Raw genomic sequence first — 17,318 nt, forward strand, 5'->3', positions numbered from 1 at the left:
TTAGGCCTTCGCCGCACGCTCAGCCTGGAGCGTTTTGATGCGGGCGATGTCACGACGCACCTGCTGGATGCGCGCAGGCGCTTCGAGCTGGCTGGTCGCGGCCTGGAACCGCAGGTTGAACTGCTCGCGCTTCAGATCGACGAGTTCAGCGGTGAGCTGGTCGTCGGTCTTGGCGCGAAGGTCTTCGATCTTGTTAGCCATGATACGACTTCCTTACTCGCCGCCAAGGTGCGAGGTGTCGCCGAGGCGAGCCACGACCTTGGTCTTGATCGGCAGCTTCATCGCAGCGCGGCTGAAAGCCTCGGCTGCGAGGGGGCCAGCGACGCCGTCCAGTTCGAACAGGATGCGGCCGGGCTTGACGCGGGCCGCCCAGTATTCGACCGAACCCTTGCCCTTACCCTGACGGACTTCAGCAGGCTTCTTCGAAACCGGCACGTCGGGGAAGACGCGGATCCAGAGACGACCCTGGCGCTTGATGTGACGCGTGATCGCGCGGCGAGCCGCTTCGATCTGGCGGGCGGTGATCCGCTCCGGCTCGAGGGCCTTGAGGCCGTACGAGCCGAAGTTCAGGTCGGTGCCACCCTTGGCATCGCCCTTGATGCGGCCCTTGAAGGCCTTGCGGAACTTGGTCTTTTTCGGTTGCAGCATGGTGCTTACTCTACCTCAAGCCTCAGCGCGCGGGTCGCACGCCGGAGGTCTGGGCCTCCATCATAAGACGGTCCTGCGCCATCGGGTCGTGACCAAGGATTTCGCCCTTGAAGATCCAGACCTTGATGCCGATGATGCCATAGGCGGTGAGCGCCTCGGCTTCGGCATAGTCGATGTTGGCACGCAGAGTGTGCAGCGGCACGCGGCCTTCACGGTACCATTCGGTACGCGCGATTTCCGCGCCGCCCAGGCGACCACCGCAAGTGATCTTGATGCCTTCGGCGCCGAGACGAAGAGCCGACTGAACGGCGCGCTTCATGGCACGGCGGAAAGCAACGCGGCGGACCAGCTGGTCGGCGATGCCCTGAGCGACGAGCTTCGAGTCGATTTCCGGCTTGCGGATTTCAACAATGTTCAGCTTCACTTCGCTGCCGGTCATCGTCGCAAGCTGCTTGCGCAGCTTCTCGATGTCCGCACCCTTCTTGCCGATGATAACACCGGGACGGGCTGCGTAGATCGAAATGCGGCACAGCTTGGCCGGACGCTCGATCACCACCTTCGAGATCGCAGCCTGGGGCAGCGCCGAAATGATGAACTTGCGGATCTTGAGGTCTTCCTCAAGAAGCTTGCCGTAGTCCCGGCCTTCCGCAAACCAGCGGCTGTCCCAGGTACGGTTGATCTGCAGACGCAGACCGATCGGATTGCTCTTGTGACCCATGGCTCAGGCCTCCTCGACTTCGCGAACGACGATCCGCAGGCGCGAGAACGGCTTGAGGATCCGGGTGGACTTGCCGCGACCACGAGCGTGGAAACGCTTCATGGTGATCGACTTGCCGACCGACGCCTCGGCGACGACGAGAGCGTCGACGTCGAGGTTGTGGTTGTTTTCCGCATTCGCGATCGCCGAAGCGAGGATCTTGCGGGCGTCCTGGGCCATGGCCTTCTTGGAGAAGGCCAGGATGTTCATCGCGTCCTCGACCTTGCGGCCACGGATGAGGGCGGCGACGAGGTTGAGCTTCTGGGCGGAACCACGAATGGTGGTGCCGACCGCAAGAGCTTCCTTCTCGCCAACGCGGCGGGGTGCTGCCTGCTTGCTCATTAGCGCTTGCCCTTCTTGTCGGCAGCGTGACCGGGGAACGTGCGCGTGGGCGCGAATTCACCGAGCTTGTGGCCGACCATGTCCTCGTTGACCGAGACAGGGATGAACTTGTGCCCGTTGTAGACCGAGAAGGTCAGACCAACGAACTGCGGAAGGATGGTGGAGCGACGCGACCAGGTCTTGATCGGACCAGCGCGGTTGCCGGCATCCTGCGCGACCTCGGCCTTCTTGAGAAGGTACAGGTCGACGAAGGGGCCTTTCCAGACGGAACGTGCCATCGTGTCTTACCTCTTCTTCTTGGCGTGGCGCGAACGGATGATCATCTTGTCCGTCTGCTTGTTGTTGCGAGTGCGAGCGCCCTTGGTCGGCTTGCCCCACGGAGTGACCGGGTGGCGGCCGCCCGAGGTGCGGCCTTCACCACCACCGTGCGGGTGGTCGACCGGGTTCTTGGCAACGCCGCGCGTCAGCGGGCGACGGCCCAGCCAACGGCCGCGACCGGCCTTGGCAAGGGTCTGGTTGGCGTTGTCGGGGTTCGACACGGCGCCAACGGTGCCCATGCAATCGCCACGCAGGTAGCGCTGCTCGCCCGAGTTCAGACGAACGATGACCATGCCGCGGTCACGACCGACGACCTGCACATAGGTGCCTGCCGAACGGGCGATCTGGCCGCCCTTGCCGGGCTTCATCTCGACGTTGTGGCAGATCGTGCCGACCGGCATCTGCGACAGGAGCATCGCGTTGCCGGGCTTCACGTCGGTCTTTTCGCCAGCGACGACAACGTCACCAACGGCCAGACGCTGCGGCGCCAGGATGTAGGTCAGCTCGCCGTCGGTGTACTTCACCAGCGCGATGAAGGCGGTGCGGTTGGGATCGTATTCGATCCGCTCCACGGTCGCTTCCATGTCCCACTTACGACGCTTGAAGTCGATGAAGCGGTACTTCTGCTTGTGACCACCGGCGATGCCACGCGAAGTGACATGACCCTTGTTGTTACGACCACCAGTCTTCGACTTGCCTTCGGTCAGAGCCTTGACAGGCTTGCCCTTCCACAGCGACGACTTGTCGACGAGGACCAGGCCGCGGCGTGCGGGGCTGGTCGGGTTATAATGCTTCAGTGCCATCGGATCAGCCCCGTACGCCTTCGGTGATGTCAATCGACTGGCCTTCGGCCAGCGTGACGATCGCCTTCTTCACGTCGCTGCGACGGTAAGGCTTACCGCGCCAGCGCTTGGTCTTGCCCTTCTGGACCAGGGTGTTCACGCCAGTAACCTTGACGTCGAACAGCGCCTCGACGGCAGCCTTGATCTCGGGCTTGGTCGCCTTGTCAGCCACCTTGAACACGACCGCGTTCTGCTCCGAAAGCAGGGTCGACTTCTCGGTGATGTGCGGCGAGAGGATCACGTCGTAGTGACGGATGTCCACGTTGCTCTTAGCCATTGAAACGCGCCTCCAGCTTCTCGACAGCGGCGCGCGTCAGCACCAGCGTATCATGCTTCAGGATGTCGTAGACATTGGCGCCGACAGCCGGGAGCACGTTGACGCCGATGATGTTGCGGGCAGCCAGGGCGAAGCCCTCGTTGACCTGCTCACCGTCCATGACGAGAACCTTCTTGCCGAAGTTCGCCTTGGCGAGCTGACCGGCGAGCGCCTTGGTCTTGGCATCGGAAACGTCGAGCGAGTCGACGATCACGAGACCGTTCTGAGCCTTGGCCGAAAGGGCCATCTTCAGACCGAGAGCGCGGATCTTCTTGTTCAGCGAGACGTTGAACTCGCGGCGACGGGCACCGTGAGCCTTACCACCGCCGATGAACACCGGTGCTGCGCGATCGCCGTGACGAGCGGTACCGCCGCCCTTCTGGCGACCGAACTTCTTGCCGGTGCGCGCGACTTCCGAGCGCTCGCGGGTCGCACGGGCGATGCCGCGACGGTTTTCGAGCTGCCAGGTGACGACGCGGTGCAGGATGTCAGCGCGCGGCTCAAGGCCGAACACGTCGTCCGAAAGCTCGATGTCGGCGTTAGCGGCCGAACCGTCGATATTGAGGACCTGAACCTTCATGATTAGCCCTCCTGGCCTTCGGTCGCTTCGGGAGCCACGGCTTCGGCCGGGGTCACGGCAGCGGCCGTATCATTGGTGTTGGCGGCCGACTTGATGCCGGCGGGGTACGGAGCCTCGGCGTGACGGGCAACCTTGACGGCGTCCGAAACGGTGAGCCAGGCGTTCTTCGAACCCGGGACCGAACCCTTGACGAAGATCAGGCCACGCTCGTCGTCCACGCGGACGACTTCGAGGTTCTGCTGGGTGCGCTGACGGTCGCCCATGTGGCCGGCCATCTTCTTGTTCTTGAACACCTTGCCCGGATCCTGACGGTTACCCGTCGAACCGTGCGCACGGTGCGAGATCGAAACACCGTGGGTGGCGCGCATACCGCCGAAGCCCCAGCGCTTCATGGCGCCCTGGAAGCCCTTACCCTGGGTGTGGCCGCCTACGTCGACCAGCTGGCCGGGCACGAAGTGCGAGGCTGCGATCGTGGCGCCAACTTCGAGGAGGGCGTCGTCGGCGACGCGGAATTCCGCGACGCGCATCTTGAGGGGAACCTGAGCCTTGGCGAAGTGTTCGCGCTGCGGCTTGGCAACGTTCTTCTGCTTTGCTTCGCCCGCACCGAGCTGAACCGCGACGTAGCCGTCACGATCAGCAGTACGGACCGAAACCACCTGACAGTCTTCAAGTGCCAGGACAGTGACGGGCACGTGGCGACCGTCCTCCTGGAACAGGCGGGTCATCCCGACTTTCTTGGCGATCACGCCTGTACGCATGACCTTTCTCCTTACAGAGGCGTACGCAGGACCATCCCCCGTACGCGTGTCCAACCCTGTTATGATACGAACCCCGTCCGGGTCAGGTGTTCCCTGCAAACCCGTTATGGGCCGCGGAAACGAGACGGGGGACGCATTCCCGACGCTTCCCGAAGGAGACGGCGGAGGTATCCCTTGTGTCCCCCCGGTTTCCCTTAGGGGCGCTGTCTCTGCAAACTTCCGTTCGCAAAGCCGGCCGCGAAGGCCGACAAGGTAATTTGGATCCGAAGATCCGAATTTCACCTGATCGTTTTAAGTCCGATCAAAAAGACTATCGGGGCAACCTTGGCGGTTGCCCCGTAAACCGGCTTAGGCCAGCTTGATCTCGACGTTCACGCCGGCAGCCAGGTCGAGCTTCATCAGCGCGTCGACGGTAGCTGCGTTCGGCTGCACGATATCAAGCAGACGCTTGTAGGTGCGGACTTCGAACTGCTCACGCGACTTCTTGTCGATGTGCGGACCACGGTTGACCGTGAACTTCTCGATCTTGGTCGGAAGAGGAATGGGCCCACGAATCAGAGCGCCGGTACGGCGGGCCGTGTCAGCGATTTCGCCAGTAGCCTGGTCGAGCACGCGATGGTCAAACGCCTTGAGGCGGATACGGATGTTCTGAGCTTCCATTACCTACTACCGATGAGAAAGAGCCAAAGGGCTTGCGCCCAGTCAAATTCGAACCGCGCCCCTACACGGCGACGGCGAGTCGGGCAACCCCTGATTTCACGTGGCGCGGCAGGTTTTTTCGAAGGTTGTCGGCGCCGTTCGTCGCATCCGCCCTTCCCTGCCCCCTATCTGCTTCCTACGTTGGGATGGCGACGCCTAACAGAAGCCGCTCTCAATGTCCTCCATCACCACGACAATTTCGAGCGCGTTCGCCGCGCTGACTCTTGCATGCCTGGCACCGGGTGCCCTTGCAGCCGGTGCCCCCGCCTATGCCCACAGCGGAAGCGCCACTCCCATCGACCTCGACGACACCGACGTACTAACCGCCCACGTTGGCATGCCCGATAGCTCGGGCAGCCCCGTGGACGACGCCTGCCGTGAAGCCGCCCGCGCCAGCAATGGCGGCAATGACGGCACGATCGTCGTCTGCTCCCACGGCGCCGACGGTACGGACCAGCGCGTCCCGGCATCGAAGTCGGTAGACGAAAGCACGCGCACGGGCGCAGCCTACCCGCCGGACGTCGGACATCTGCCCGGCTGCCTTGGTCCTTGCATCACCATACCGTTCGGCCGCGTGCCGGAACCGGTCTACTACATCGACCTCAAGTCCATTCCCGAAGCCCCCAAGGGCTCGGATGCATGGAAGATCGGACAGGGTGAGTTGCGAGCGCGATAAAGACGCCCGTCAGGACTTTGCACCCCATCAACGCGAAAAGCCCGGCCTTCCTCGCGGAAGGCCGGGCCAATCACTCTAGCCGAAGCTGAAGATCAGCGAATTACTTCGTGATCTTGGCAACAACGCCCGAACCGACGGTACGGCCGCCTTCGCGAATTGCGAAGCGGAGACCTTCGTCCATGGCGATCGGCGCGATGAGCTTGATCGACAGGGCAATGTTGTCGCCCGGCATGACCATCTCGGTGCCCTCGGGAAGGATCACTTCGCCGGTCACGTCGGTGGTGCGGAAGTAGAACTGCGGACGGTAGTTGGCGAAGAACGGCGTGTGACGGCCGCCTTCGTCCTTCGACAGAACGTAGACTTCTGCGTCGAACTCGGTGTGCGGGGTAACGGTGCCCGGCTTGGCGAGAACCTGACCACGCTCAACGTCGTCGCGCTTCAGACCACGAACCAGCGCGCCGATGTTGTCGCCGGCTTCACCCTGGTCGAGCAGCTTGCGGAACATTTCGACGCCGGTGACGACGGTCTTCTGCGTGTCGCGGATGCCGACGACTTCGACTTCTTCACCAACCTTGACGATGCCGGTTTCGACGCGGCCGGTCACAACCGTACCACGACCCGAGATCGAGAACACGTCTTCGACGGGCATCAGGAACGCCTTGTCGGTGGGACGCGGGGGCTGCGGGATGAACTCGTCAACGGCCTTCATCAGCGCGAGGATCGATTCCTTGCCGATGTTGTCGTCACGGCCTTCAAGAGCGGCCAGAGCCGAACCCTTGACGACGGGGATGTTGTCGCCGTCGAAGTCATACGACGAGAGCAGTTCGCGCACTTCGAGTTCGACGAGCTCAAGGAGCTCTTCGTCATCGACCTGGTCGACCTTGTTCATGTACACGACCAGCTGCGGCACGCCAACCTGGCGGGCGAGCAGGATGTGCTCGCGGGTCTGCGGCATCGGGCCGTCAGCAGCGTTCACAACCAGGATCGCGCCGTCCATCTGGGCAGCACCGGTGATCATGTTCTTCACGTAGTCGGCGTGACCCGGGCAGTCGACGTGCGCGTAGTGACGAGCGTCGGTCTCGTACTCGACGTGTGCGGTCGAGATGGTGATGCCGCGCTCGCGCTCTTCGGGAGCCTTGTCGATGTTTGCGAAGTCAACCGCGGTACCACCGAATGCTTCAGCCATCACCTTGGTGATGGCGGCAGTCAGGGTGGTCTTGCCGTGGTCGACGTGACCGATGGTGCCGATGTTGCAGTGCGGCTTGTTCCGCTCGAATTTTGCCTTCGCCATTGTTCAAACCTTCTTTTCGCTTGAAATAGAATCTGCGGGAAGGACGGCGCCCGCTGAAACAGGCGCCGCCCCTAGAATGATCTTGCCTCTTAGGCAAGCTTCTCCTTGACTTCTGCCGCGACGTTGGCCGGGACTTCGTCGTAGTGGGAGAAGAACATCGAGTAGTTTGCACGGCCCTGGGTGAACGAGCGGAGCTGGTTCACATAGCCGAACATGTTTGCCAGAGGAACCATGGCTTCGACGACCTGGGCGTTGCCCCGGCTGTCGGTACCCTGGATCTGGCCGCGACGGCTGTTCATGTCGCCGATGACGTCGCCGAGGTATTCCTCGGGGGTGACGACTTCAACCTTCATGATCGGCTCAAGCAGCTTGATGCCGGCCTTCTGGGCGACTTCACGCATAGCACCGCGACCGGCGATTTCGAAGGCCAGAGCCGACGAGTCGACGTCGTGGTACGCACCGTCGTAAAGGACGATGTCGAAGTCGATGATCGGGAAGCCGACCAGCGAACCCGAGGCAGCGGTTTCGCGCATGCCCTTTTCGATCGCGGGGATATATTCCTTCGGAATATTACCGCCCTTGATCTCGTCCTTGAAGTTGATGCCCGCACCGCGCTCGCCCGGCGTGACCTTCACCTTCACGCGGCCGAACTGACCGGTACCGCCCGACTGCTTCTTGTGGGTGTAGTCGATGTCCACCGGCTTCGCGAGGTATTCGCGATAGGCAACCTGCGGAGCGCCGACGTTGGCTTCGACCTTGAACTCGCGACGCATACGGTCGACGATGATGTCCAGGTGAAGTTCGCCCATGCCCTTGATGATCGTCTGGCCCGACTCGTGGTCGGTGGTGACGCGGAACGAGGGATCTTCGGCCGAGAGACGGTTGAGCGCGACGCCCATCTTCTCCTGGTCGGCCTTGGTCTTCGGTTCCACCGACAGTTCGATGACCGGCTCGGGGAATTCCATGCGTTCGAGAACGATCGGCGCCTTTTCCGCGCAGAGCGTGTCGCCCGTGGTGGTTTCCTTCATGCCGGCAAGGGCAACGATGTCACCCGCGAAGGATTCGTCGATGTCCTTACGGTCGTTGGCGTGCATTTCGAGAATGCGGCCGACCTTTTCCTTCTTGCCCTTCACCGAGTTCAGGTACGTGCCCTTCGACAGCGTGCCCGAGTAGATGCGGATGAAGGTGAGCGAGCCCACGAAGGGATCGTTCATGACCTTGAAGGCGAGCGCCGAGAACGGAGCTTCGTCCGAAGGCGGACGGCTGTCGGGCTCGTCGCTGTCGACCTTGACGCCCTGGACGTCTTCGATGTCGAGCGGCGAAGGCAGATAGTCGACGACGGCGTCGAGCAGGGGCTGAACGCCCTTGTTCTTGAACGCCGAGCCGCAAACGACCGGAACGAACGAGTGGTTCAGCGTGCCCTTGCGGATCAGCGCCTTGAGGGTCGCGACGTCGGGCTCGGTGCCTTCGAGGTACGCTTCCATGACCGCATCGTCCTGCTCGACAGCAAGTTCGAGCAGCTTTTCGCGGTATTCGGCGGCTTCGTCAGCCAGCTCAGCCGGGATCTCTTCGTAGAAGAATTCGGCGCCGAGCGATTCGTCCTTCCAGATGATCGCGCGGTTGTGAACCAGGTCGACCAGGCCCTTCAGGTCGGCTTCGAGGCCGATCGGAATGTAGAGCACGGCAGGCGTCGCACCGAGGCGGTCGATGATCGACTGCACGCAGTACTTGAAGTTCGCACCGGTACGGTCGAGCTTGTTGATGAAGCACATGCGCGGAACGCCGTACTTGTCGGCCTGACGCCACACGGTTTCCGACTGCGGCTCAACGCCGGCAACGCCGTCGAAGCATGCGACCGCACCGTCGAGCACGCGCAGCGAGCGTTCGACTTCGATGGTGAAGTCGACGTGCCCGGGGGTGTCGATGATGTTGATGCGGTATTCTTTGCTCTCGGACGTCCAGAAGCAGGTGGTCGCAGCCGAGGTGATGGTGATGCCGCGTTCCTGCTCCTGCTCCATCCAGTCCATGGTCGCAGCGCCGTCGTGGACTTCGCCGATCTTGTAGGACTTGCCGGTGTAGTAGAGGATTCGCTCGGTAGTGGTGGTCTTACCGGCGTCGATGTGCGCCATAATACCGATGTTACGGTACATATTGAGCGGATGGCTGCGTGCCATGGTGAAAATCCTTAGAAGGAGTTTTGGAGACTGGGACCGACCGTCAGATAGGTCCCCAGCCCCTGAAATAAAAGTGTGACGCCCGGATGACCGCCCGATCCTTCGACAAGCTCAGGAGGAGCGGATATCCGGGGCCACACGCTCACATTACCAGCGGTAGTGCGAGAAGGCGCGGTTCGCGTCCGCCATGCGGTGCGTGTCTTCGCGCTTCTTCACGGCGTTGCCGCGGTTGTTGGCAGCGTCGAGCAGCTCACCCGACAGACGGGCCGCCATGGTGGTTTCCGGACGGTTGCGAGCCGCCGTGATCAGCCAGCGGATGGCCAGAGCCTGGGCGCGCTCGGGGCGCACTTCGACGGGGACCTGGTAGGTCGCACCGCCAACGCGGCGGCTGCGAACTTCGATCTGCGGCTTCACGTTGTTCAGGGCATCGTGGAACAGCTGGATCGGGTCGGTCTTGGCACGGGTTTCCATGGTTTCCATGGCGCCATAGACGATCGATTCGGCGACCGACTTCTTACCGTCGAGCATGAGGTTGTTCATGAACTTCGACAGGACCTGATCACCGAACTTCGGATCAGGCAGGATTTCCCGCTTCTCGGGACGACGACGACGTGACATCGTTGGTATTCCTTGTTCTTTCGGGCGGGAGCGTGAGCATCACCGGCCGGTAAATCCAGTACCGTGCGGCGCAATTACGCCGCGGCCAGCTTACTTCGGACGCTTGGCGCCGTACTTCGAGCGGCTCTGCTTGCGATCCTTGACGCCCTGCGTGTCGAGCACGCCGCGCAGGATGTGGTAGCGAACGCCGGGAAGGTCGCGGACGCGGCCGCCGCGGATGAGCACGACCGAGTGCTCCTGCAGGTTGTGGCCTTCACCCGGGATGTACGAAATGACTTCGCGGCTGTTGGTCAGGCGCACCTTGGCGACCTTGCGGAGAGCCGAGTTCGGCTTCTTCGGGGTCGTGGTGTAAACGCGGGTGCAGACGCCACGCTTCTGGGGGTTCTGCTCCATCGCAGGGACCTTGGACTTGGCCTTCTGCGGTTCGCGGCCCTTGCGGACCAGCTGGTTGATAGTGGGCATCTATACTCTTCTTTCAAATGGGAGTGCGATGGATCCGGGCCGGGGCAAAAAGCGCCGGCACGAACCCTTCGCACCCGGATCAAGGGCCCGGAGCATCTGAAAGGAGAGTGCAGGAAGGGTCACGCCGTAACGGTATTTCCGGAAACCGCATCGTCATCCCGGCAAAAACCGGGCTCGCTGTCGGTTCAGGCCCACCCATCGGCGGGGACCGTCACACGTGAGCCGAAAAACACTCCACCCGGCCAGAATGCACCGGATTACTTTGCCATGAGCTTCCCGGAAAAAGCCCCTGCCCGACTCGGCGCAAGGTCATCCCGAATGGGAGCGATCCGCAGCCAAAGCCGCGCGAAAGTCCCGGAAATGCTGACATGGCAATGTTCAGCTCTATGTCGTTTCCTGCGAGAGAACCCGCAGAAGATGGGCGCCCTTACGGGATTTGGGCGGCGCAATCAAGTCCTGCGACGCGGGGGTTTGCCTCCGCCACCCCCAGAGGTTTCCCCATACATCCCTAGGGGTCTCCCCGATAGGCCGCCAAAGGGCGATCATGCAGCCTCCGCGCGGTGCAGCCAGAGGGGAGCGCATGCTCCGGCCTCGTAACCTGGAAGTGGAGCCTAGAGATGGCCGACAAAAAGCCGAACATCCTCATCCTGTGGGGGGACGACATCGGTCAGTCCAACCTCAGCATCTTCACCAAGGGCATGATGGGCTACAAGACGCCCAACATCGACAGTATCGCCGAACAGGGCATGCTGTTCACCGACTATTATGCCGAACAGAGCTGCACCGCAGGGCGCGCCAGCTTCATCATGGGCCAGAACGGCCTTCGCACCGGCCTGACCAAGGTCGGCATGCCGGGCGCCAAGGAAGGCATGCAGGCCGTAAACCCGACCATCGCGCGCGTGCTCAAGTCCGCAGGCTACGCGACCGGGCAATTCGGCAAGAACCACCTCGGCGACCGCGACGAACACCTGCCGACCATGCATGGTTTCGACGAGTTCTACGGTAACCTCTACCACCTCAATGCGGAGGAAGAGCCCGAGAACCCGGACTATCCCAAGCCGGAGGATTTCCCGAATTTCCGCAAGAAATTCGGCCCGCGCGGCGTGCTGCATTGCCATGCCGACGGCAAGGGCGGGCAAAAGATCGAGGATACCGGCCCGCTGACCAAGCTGCGGATGCAGACCATCGACGACGAAGTGGTTGAAAAGGCCAGCGCCTTCATCCGCAAGACGGTGGAATCGGGTGAACCGTTCTTCGTGTGGTTCAACACCACGCACATGCACTTCCGCACCCACGTGAAGCCGGAAAGCCGGGGCCAGGCCGGTCGCTGGCAGAGCGAATACCACGACGTGATGATCGACCACGACAAGGCGATCGGCGTGATGCTGGGCCTGCTCGACGAACTGGGCATCGCCGACAATACCTTTGTCATGTACTCGACCGACAACGGCCCACACTGCAACTCGTGGCCGGATGCCGGCACCACGCCGTTCCGTTCAGAAAAGAACACCAGTTGGGAAGGTGCCTACCGCGTTCCTGCCATGGTTCGCTGGCCGGGCAAGATTCCCGCAGGATCGATCTCGAACGACATCGTCTCCCACCTCGATTGGCTTCCAACTTTCGCGGCCATGGCCGGTATCGAAGACGTCGCCGGGAAGCTCAAGAAGGGCTGCGAACTCGATGGTCACAAGTTCAAGGTCCACCTCGACGGTTACGACCTTGGCGGGCATTTGACCAAGGGCGAGAAGTCCCCGCGTCCGGGCTTCATCTACTGGACCGACGAAGGCGGCGTGGCTGCGCTCCGGGTGGACAACTGGAAGGCGGTGTTCATGGAACAGCGCTGCCAGGGCACGCTGCAGATCTGGGGCGAACCGTTCGTCACGGGCCGCATTCCCAAGCTCTTCAACTTGCGGACCGACCCTTACGAATTCGCCGATATTACGTCGAACACCTATTGGGACTGGTATCTCGACCGCGCGTTCATCCTTGTGCCGATGCAGGGGATCATCGCAGACTTCCTGAGCACGCTGAAGGAATTCCCGCCAAGCCAGAAGGCAGGAACCTTCAATCTCGACAAGGTGCTCGATACCATGACCCAGGCGGCATCCGGCAGCGCCTGACACGTCGGAGCATCCGAAATCCGGCCGGGCCCCCGCCAGCGTGGGGGTCCGGCCAGCCTGTATCTGCTCCGCACGAAGCTGGAGCGGATGGGGATGGAAGTGAAGGCATGGAAGCGGAGCGATCTCAATACGTGACGGTGATCGTCAGCGTATCGGCATAGCTGCCCACCGAGACGTTCTGGAGCGCCGGAATACGGCCGTAGGCCGTCGCGCTGGAACTGAAGGCGAGCAGCCCGTTGAGCTGCACTTGCACGGTCGAGGTGCCCGCCGTGCCGTCTCCCCACACCGTGGTATGAGCCGAGTTCGCGAAGATGTTGTAATAGAGCAGGTTCGTGCCCGCTGCCATGCGCCGCGCGGTGGCATTGCCGGAGGCGCCCGCACTTAGGGCGATGTCGGCGGTGCTGAGGATGCTGGCGACGCTGGTGCAGTTGATAGTGACAGTGGCGTTCACGTCCTGCGGCGTGGGTGCAGTCTGGTCGTAGTTTCCGAAGGCCATGGCCGTCGTGCTCACGGTGCAGGAGCAGAGGCAGAGCGCCTGCGCGGGCTCAGGCGGGAGGATCAGAGCGCAGAGCGCGACGGCCACGGGGAGGTAACGGAGCGTCATTTGCCCACGATCCCGGATTCGGTCTGGCAGACGGCGGCGATCGGGTGGACGAGGACATCGGCGGGCACCGCCTCCCCCAGATGCACGACGCAAGTGCCGCCCTGCCCCTTCGCGATGCGCAGGCGGGCGTGGGGGATGAAGTCTTCGAGGTACAGTTCGCCGTCGTGGCCAATGACGGTATGCGTGGCGGTGGCGGCTTCCACGGTAACGTCGAGCCCGGCGGGGAGCGGATTTCCGGCAACGTCCGTCACACGCAGCCGCGCGGGATGTGCGTTGCGGTGGCCGAAAGTGACGCGCACGGCCTTGCCCCAGCCCGGCGTCACGGCCTGCTCGACATCGCCGAGAGAGACCTCGATCGGGATGTTCGCGGGATCGATGGCCACGCGGTTGGCCACGTAGGGAACCAGTCCGGTGACGAGAACGCTGCCGCTCTTTCCCGCTCCTGCCGCCATCGGCACGGGGCGGTTCTCCAACAGGACCACCGCGCCGGGATCGCCGCTGAGGTCCACCACTGCGAAGGCATCTCCCACCCGGGGCGCGGTGGCAATCTTGCCGCCCGCCGCCACGAACGCGCCGCGCGCCTCGACCCGTGTGGACAGGGCATCGCCGCGCCACAGGCCCGCGAGTTGCAGGTCGCCGGCCGTCGTGCGCAGCGTCATCAGCCCTTCGGCCCAGTTCGTGCCCTCACGCGTGTCGCGGCCGATGGCAGCGCGATAACCGAGGCCCGTGTCCGTCGGCGTCGCCTTGTCGTAGAGCGCGGAAACGCTGCCGGAATCCACACTTACCGAAGCATGGGCGGACTGGCCCAGCGGCACCGTCAGCACGCCGAACAGCCAGTCCGACCGGACGCCTTCACCGCTCTGACGCTGCGCGCCGAGGCTCAGGAACGCCCCGCCCAGTGTCATCGAGTACCCGACCGAGGCGAGCGCGCTGCGCTCCGCGCCGGTCCGGATCGCGAGATAGCCGAGATTGACCGAGCCTGCCCGCCCCATCGACAGACTGCCCGAAAGCGCCAGCTCCTGCCGCACCCCGCGCGCCATGCGGGGATCGCCGGGCTGGCGGTAGTCCGGGTCCATGATCCGGTAGCTGGCGGTGAGGCCATAGCTTCGGGTCAGGCGCTGGGCCTGCACTTGCAACAGCCCGCCCGTCCGCCCCCCGTCTTGAGACACCGCGCCGGCAAGGCGGATCTCGCCCAGCGGCTGCACCACCAGTTGCGCCCCCATCCCGCCCACGGTGACGCCCCCGCCGCTCTCCACGCGCGTTTCCAGAGACAGCGCAGAAGTCAGCCCGTGCCGCACCGAGGCAGCGCCGAATCCGGAGCCATAGGAAAAGCTGCGCATGCCGTAATCCCGCCGCAGCAGCCCGCCCTCCAGCGAGAACTCGGTCAGTCCCGGCTGCAGTTGCGATGTGCTGGCGTAGAAACTGCGCGTCACCACGCGCTGGTTGCCCGCGACATCCCGCACGGTCATCGTCACGTCCCCGGCGCCGTTGAACTGCGGGCGGTAGGCGTAGCTGAACAGCCCCGGCTGCACTGTGAAATCGCGCACGCCCTCCCGCGCGGCGAGTTCCACGGTCGAAGGCAGCGCCGAACCGCCCTGCAAGACCGGCAACGGATAGGTCAGCCGCGCCGGATCGAGCGAGAAATCGGTGCCGATGCGGATCCCGCCGAAGCGCACCGGCTGGCTCCATGACGACCCTCGGCTGAGCGTGTCGCCCACCGCCAGCCGAATGCGCCGCGCGGGGAAATCCAGCGTATAGGCACTGTCCAGCCGCACATTCGGCGTCCCTCCGGTCCCGACGAGACCGCTGGTCGTGAATACCCCCCAGCCGCCCGACACGCCCAGATCGACCAGCGCCGAAAACGCCGTGGTGCCGCTGTCCTGCGTGAAGGCAAGATCATAGTCGATATAGGCGGCCGGTATCGCGCGGGTCACGGCGACCGGCGCGTCCGGAGGCCCGATCCGCACCGGCGCATAGCGTTCGGCGGACACGTCGAGCAGCAGCACCGTCCCGCCCGCATCCAGCCGCGCCTTCAGGCCCGGCACACTATCGAGCGCGATATAGTCCTCGCCCGCCCACTTCGTGGAGACCGCCTTTTCCGGCACCGGCACCCCGCAGTCGGCAAGGTCTGTCAGCCGCAGATGGAGGCGCTTGCCGGTCACCACCAGCAGTCCGTTACAGCCGCGATCCTGCCCGTTGACGACCACGCCCACCGGGACGGCGGCACTCGCTTCCGCCTCCACGTCGGAAGCCGACTGAGCCCGGGCTGGCCCGGGCGGCAAGACGAAAGCGGCGCCCGCCAGCAGAAGCGCTGAGCGCGAGGAGGCGGAACGGAAGAGCACGAAACGGAAGCCATGACGCAGACGGCTCAAGGCCCCGCGCGGGGGCGCAGGTCGAGCGGTCCATCGGGCGTCTTGGCGCGCACCGCCCCCGGCACGCCCTCGAACCCGGCGGGCAAGGGCAGCGCGGTGCGTCCTCCGGCAAGAATGTAGAAACTCTTCGTCACCGTGCCCGGCGCCTGCCCGGCGCGAACCGGTTCGAGTTCGAGCGACAGGACTTGCGCGTGGCGTGCACCGTCGTTCTCGATCACCAGCACCGGGCGCCCAGCGGCGTCGGACCCCAGCGACCAGACGAGATTGGGCTGCGCTTCCGCCGCCGCGCGGAACACCGGAACGCTGATCCGCAGCAGTGTACGGATGCCGCCGGGTCGGGAAGTGGAGCCCGGGGCCGCGTCCGGCCGGGGCAGTTCGTCCAGCACCAGTCGCCAGCTCTGCTCGGCGACGCCCGAGGGCGTTCGCGGCCCGGATGGCGGCATGCCGCACCGGACCAGCCGCTCTTCCCGGGCTCCCAGTGTCACGATCGTCGGATTGACCTGAAACGCCGCGTCCTCGGCCAGCACATCCTCGCCGTTCGCGTCCTTCGACCAGCGATAGCCGCGCACTTGCACGGATACCGGCGTGTCCTCGTCATTGGCGACCGTCAGCCCGCAGAAACGGGCATTCTCCGGAACCTCCACCCGGATCGGCATGACCCGCAGGCTACCCGCCGCCACCGGCGCCGCCCCGGCCATTGCCATCGGGGCCAGCAGCCAGAGGCCGGTCGCCCGCATCAATAATTGACCGTGACCGTGACCGTATCGGTGTAACTCCCCGCAGGCACGTTCTGGAGCGCGGGTATCCGCCCGTAGACAGTGAGCGCCGCTGCCGTCGTAGTGGCGGGGGCGGAGGCCGGCGTATCGGTCCCCGGCGTGTTACCCCAATTGTTGGTGTGGCCGGAATCGCGATAGAGCGCGTAGTTCAGCGCGTTGGTGCTCAGCAGCATCTGCCGCGTGGTCACGGTGGCGCCGCTGGTGCCCCCGGCATTGAGCCCGACGGTATAGCTGGTGCCGGTCGTGCAGTTGACGGTGATCGTGCTGGTCCCATCGGTGGGCGTACCGGACAGCGGATTGTAGTTGCCGAAAGCCAATGCCGTTGCGGTAACCGTGCAGGAGGGCAGGACCGTGGCGGTGACGGCAAACGTGGTCGTCGCGGTCGCCGCTTCGGCAGCCTGGGGTGATGCGAAAACGAATGCGGTTACCGCAAGCGTAAGGGATCCGGCCTTGCAAAGGTTTGCGCAAAACCGCTTCCGACGGGTGGCGAATTGAAAGGCAAGGTTTTCCATGCCTTCGAGTCTCATTGATAATCCTTGATATTGGCTAGCCAGAGACCCACGTGTTTCTACGTAGTTTCCTGTGCTCCCGAGGCTTGCACGGTTAAGAACCCGTCGCCTTGCGCCAAGGGGCGCACACCGCCCGCGCCGCGAAATATGGGACCGGTCGAGGACGGTTCCGGAGCGAAGCCGATCGGGTGAGAGGGCATGGCGTCGTCATGCAGGCGCTGCCCGCTGCGGCTAACTTCGCGGCGCTCGTAATAGCGGCTCGACGCGTCTGGCGAATGGTCGGATGTGCGGGAGAGCCGCCATAGCTCTCCCCATCTCGCTCATGCTGCTCATCCCCCTCACCCCGCTCATCCTGAGCCTGTCGAAGGATGTTGGATCAGCGCCACGCCGCCAGGGGCTTCGACAAGCTCAGCCTGAGCGGATTTGAAGGAGGGAGCGGATTTGAAGGGCCGGAAT

20 protein-coding genes are annotated in these 17,318 nt (G+C 63.8%); 2 read left to right on the forward strand and 18 right to left on the reverse strand.

Features of this window, described 5'->3' with window-relative positions:
- The 10 genes from rpmC to rpsJ form a co-directional block, all read right to left on the reverse strand.
- A complete protein-coding gene (gene rpmC, locus EDF56_RS09975) occupies positions 1-201 on the reverse strand; it encodes a 50S ribosomal protein L29 (protein WP_132386853.1) in 201 nt (66 codons plus the stop codon).
- Positions 202-213: 12 nt separating this feature from the next.
- Complete coding sequence (gene rplP / locus EDF56_RS09980) at positions 214-648, reverse strand: 50S ribosomal protein L16 (protein WP_021233439.1); 435 nt, start codon at positions 646-648, stop codon at positions 214-216.
- A gap of 22 nt (positions 649-670) precedes the next feature.
- Positions 671-1,366, reverse strand: coding sequence for a 30S ribosomal protein S3 (rpsC, locus tag EDF56_RS09985; protein ID WP_132386854.1), 696 nt, complete (start codon positions 1,364-1,366; stop codon positions 671-673).
- Between the two features lie 3 nt (positions 1,367-1,369).
- On the reverse strand, positions 1,370-1,747 hold the full coding sequence (gene rplV, locus EDF56_RS09990) for a 50S ribosomal protein L22 (RefSeq protein WP_132386855.1): 378 nt from the start codon (positions 1,745-1,747) through the stop codon (positions 1,370-1,372).
- Positions 1,747-2,025 (reverse strand): 30S ribosomal protein S19, encoded by a 279-nt coding sequence (gene rpsS, locus EDF56_RS09995; RefSeq protein ID WP_054440312.1) that lies wholly within the window; start codon positions 2,023-2,025, stop codon positions 1,747-1,749. The genes rplV and rpsS overlap by 1 nt, the downstream gene beginning before the upstream one ends.
- Before the next feature lie 6 nt (positions 2,026-2,031).
- Positions 2,032-2,868, reverse strand: coding sequence for a 50S ribosomal protein L2 (gene rplB, locus EDF56_RS10000; RefSeq protein ID WP_132386856.1), 837 nt, complete (start codon positions 2,866-2,868; stop codon positions 2,032-2,034).
- A 4-nt stretch (positions 2,869-2,872) separates the two neighbouring features.
- Positions 2,873-3,184, reverse strand: coding sequence for a 50S ribosomal protein L23 (locus EDF56_RS10005; RefSeq protein WP_132386857.1), 312 nt, complete (start codon positions 3,182-3,184; stop codon positions 2,873-2,875).
- Positions 3,177-3,803, reverse strand: a complete 627-nt coding sequence (gene rplD / locus EDF56_RS10010; RefSeq protein ID WP_132386858.1) for a 50S ribosomal protein L4 — start codon at positions 3,801-3,803, stop codon at positions 3,177-3,179. The genes EDF56_RS10005 and rplD overlap by 8 nt, the downstream gene beginning before the upstream one ends.
- A gap of 2 nt (positions 3,804-3,805) precedes the next feature.
- The gene (rplC, locus tag EDF56_RS10015; protein WP_132386859.1) at positions 3,806-4,561 is read right to left on the reverse strand and encodes a 50S ribosomal protein L3; all 756 of its coding nucleotides are present in this window, start codon (positions 4,559-4,561) and stop codon (positions 3,806-3,808) included.
- A gap of 348 nt (positions 4,562-4,909) precedes the next feature.
- The gene (gene rpsJ / locus EDF56_RS10020; protein WP_007011873.1) at positions 4,910-5,221 is read right to left on the reverse strand and encodes a 30S ribosomal protein S10; all 312 of its coding nucleotides are present in this window, start codon (positions 5,219-5,221) and stop codon (positions 4,910-4,912) included.
- A gap of 214 nt (positions 5,222-5,435) precedes the next feature.
- On the opposite strand from rpsJ, the gene EDF56_RS10025 reads away from it, so the two are divergent.
- Entirely contained in the window at positions 5,436-5,936 is a 501-nt protein-coding gene (locus EDF56_RS10025; protein WP_132386861.1) for a hypothetical protein, read from the forward strand.
- Between the two features lie 100 nt (positions 5,937-6,036).
- Here EDF56_RS10025 and tuf read toward each other — a convergent pair whose 3' ends face one another.
- From tuf to rpsL, 4 genes are all read right to left on the reverse strand, one after another.
- Positions 6,037-7,227 carry an elongation factor Tu gene (tuf, locus tag EDF56_RS10030; protein ID WP_132386863.1) on the reverse strand — a complete coding sequence of 397 codons (1,191 nt, stop codon included), beginning with the start codon at positions 7,225-7,227 and terminating at the stop codon, positions 6,037-6,039.
- 89 nt (positions 7,228-7,316) lie between these two features.
- Positions 7,317-9,401 carry an elongation factor G gene (gene fusA / locus EDF56_RS10035; protein WP_132386865.1) on the reverse strand — a complete coding sequence of 695 codons (2,085 nt, stop codon included), beginning with the start codon at positions 9,399-9,401 and terminating at the stop codon, positions 7,317-7,319.
- 147 nt (positions 9,402-9,548) lie between these two features.
- Positions 9,549-10,019 (reverse strand): 30S ribosomal protein S7, encoded by a 471-nt coding sequence (gene rpsG / locus EDF56_RS10040; RefSeq protein ID WP_132386867.1) that lies wholly within the window; start codon positions 10,017-10,019, stop codon positions 9,549-9,551.
- Positions 10,020-10,109: 90 nt separating this feature from the next.
- Positions 10,110-10,481, reverse strand: a complete 372-nt coding sequence (rpsL, locus tag EDF56_RS10045; protein WP_007011879.1) for a 30S ribosomal protein S12 — start codon at positions 10,479-10,481, stop codon at positions 10,110-10,112.
- A 617-nt stretch (positions 10,482-11,098) separates the two neighbouring features.
- Here rpsL and EDF56_RS10050 point away from each other — a divergent pair.
- A complete protein-coding gene (locus tag EDF56_RS10050) occupies positions 11,099-12,601 on the forward strand; it encodes an arylsulfatase (RefSeq protein WP_132386869.1) in 1,503 nt (500 codons plus the stop codon).
- A gap of 124 nt (positions 12,602-12,725) precedes the next feature.
- On the opposite strand, the gene EDF56_RS10055 is transcribed toward EDF56_RS10050, so the two are convergent.
- The 4 genes from EDF56_RS10055 to EDF56_RS10070 are packed head-to-tail and all read right to left on the reverse strand — an operon-like array spanning position 12,726 to position 16,880.
- Positions 12,726-13,205: a spore coat U domain-containing protein gene (locus EDF56_RS10055; RefSeq protein WP_132386871.1), complete on the reverse strand. Its 480-nt coding sequence runs from the start codon at positions 13,203-13,205 to the stop codon at positions 12,726-12,728.
- Positions 13,202-15,577 carry a fimbria/pilus outer membrane usher protein gene (locus EDF56_RS10060; RefSeq protein WP_165912163.1) on the reverse strand — a complete coding sequence of 792 codons (2,376 nt, stop codon included), beginning with the start codon at positions 15,575-15,577 and terminating at the stop codon, positions 13,202-13,204. The genes EDF56_RS10055 and EDF56_RS10060 overlap by 4 nt, the downstream gene beginning before the upstream one ends.
- On the reverse strand, positions 15,574-16,314 hold the full coding sequence (locus tag EDF56_RS10065) for a fimbria/pilus periplasmic chaperone (protein WP_132386875.1): 741 nt from the start codon (positions 16,312-16,314) through the stop codon (positions 15,574-15,576). The genes EDF56_RS10060 and EDF56_RS10065 overlap by 4 nt, the downstream gene beginning before the upstream one ends.
- Complete coding sequence (locus EDF56_RS10070) at positions 16,314-16,880, reverse strand: spore coat U domain-containing protein (protein ID WP_243652524.1); 567 nt, start codon at positions 16,878-16,880, stop codon at positions 16,314-16,316. The genes EDF56_RS10065 and EDF56_RS10070 overlap by 1 nt, the downstream gene beginning before the upstream one ends.
- Between the last annotated feature and the right edge of the window lie 438 nt (positions 16,881-17,318).

Origin of the sequence: Novosphingobium sp. PhB165, from assembly GCF_004341845.1 — a bacterium.
Lineage (GTDB): Bacteria > Pseudomonadota > Alphaproteobacteria > Sphingomonadales > Sphingomonadaceae > Novosphingobium.

Coding starts and splice junctions, on each gene's coding strand:
- rpmC (WP_132386853.1), bottom strand. CDS start 201: ATGGCTAACAAGATCGAAGACCTTCGCGCCAAGACCGACGACCAGCTC.
- rplP (WP_021233439.1), bottom strand. CDS start 648: ATGCTGCAACCGAAAAAGACCAAGTTCCGCAAGGCCTTCAAGGGCCGC.
- rpsC (WP_132386854.1), bottom strand. CDS start 1,366: ATGGGTCACAAGAGCAATCCGATCGGTCTGCGTCTGCAGATCAACCGT.
- rplV (WP_132386855.1), bottom strand. CDS start 1,747: ATGAGCAAGCAGGCAGCACCCCGCCGCGTTGGCGAGAAGGAAGCTCTT.
- rpsS (WP_054440312.1), bottom strand. CDS start 2,025: ATGGCACGTTCCGTCTGGAAAGGCCCCTTCGTCGACCTGTACCTTCTC.
- rplB (WP_132386856.1), bottom strand. CDS start 2,868: ATGGCACTGAAGCATTATAACCCGACCAGCCCCGCACGCCGCGGCCTG.
- EDF56_RS10005 (WP_132386857.1), bottom strand. CDS start 3,184: ATGGCTAAGAGCAACGTGGACATCCGTCACTACGACGTGATCCTCTCG.
- rplD (WP_132386858.1), bottom strand. CDS start 3,803: ATGAAGGTTCAGGTCCTCAATATCGACGGTTCGGCCGCTAACGCCGAC.
- rplC (WP_132386859.1), bottom strand. CDS start 4,561: ATGCGTACAGGCGTGATCGCCAAGAAAGTCGGGATGACCCGCCTGTTC.
- rpsJ (WP_007011873.1), bottom strand. CDS start 5,221: ATGGAAGCTCAGAACATCCGTATCCGCCTCAAGGCGTTTGACCATCGC.
- EDF56_RS10025 (WP_132386861.1), top strand. CDS start 5,436: ATGTCCTCCATCACCACGACAATTTCGAGCGCGTTCGCCGCGCTGACT.
- tuf (WP_132386863.1), bottom strand. CDS start 7,227: ATGGCGAAGGCAAAATTCGAGCGGAACAAGCCGCACTGCAACATCGGC.
- fusA (WP_132386865.1), bottom strand. CDS start 9,401: ATGGCACGCAGCCATCCGCTCAATATGTACCGTAACATCGGTATTATG.
- rpsG (WP_132386867.1), bottom strand. CDS start 10,019: ATGTCACGTCGTCGTCGTCCCGAGAAGCGGGAAATCCTGCCTGATCCG.
- rpsL (WP_007011879.1), bottom strand. CDS start 10,481: ATGCCCACTATCAACCAGCTGGTCCGCAAGGGCCGCGAACCGCAGAAG.
- EDF56_RS10050 (WP_132386869.1), top strand. CDS start 11,099: ATGGCCGACAAAAAGCCGAACATCCTCATCCTGTGGGGGGACGACATC.
- EDF56_RS10055 (WP_132386871.1), bottom strand. CDS start 13,205: ATGACGCTCCGTTACCTCCCCGTGGCCGTCGCGCTCTGCGCTCTGATC.
- EDF56_RS10065 (WP_132386875.1), bottom strand. CDS start 16,314: ATGCGGGCGACCGGCCTCTGGCTGCTGGCCCCGATGGCAATGGCCGGG.
- EDF56_RS10070 (WP_243652524.1), bottom strand. CDS start 16,880: ATGAGACTCGAAGGCATGGAAAACCTTGCCTTTCAATTCGCCACCCGT.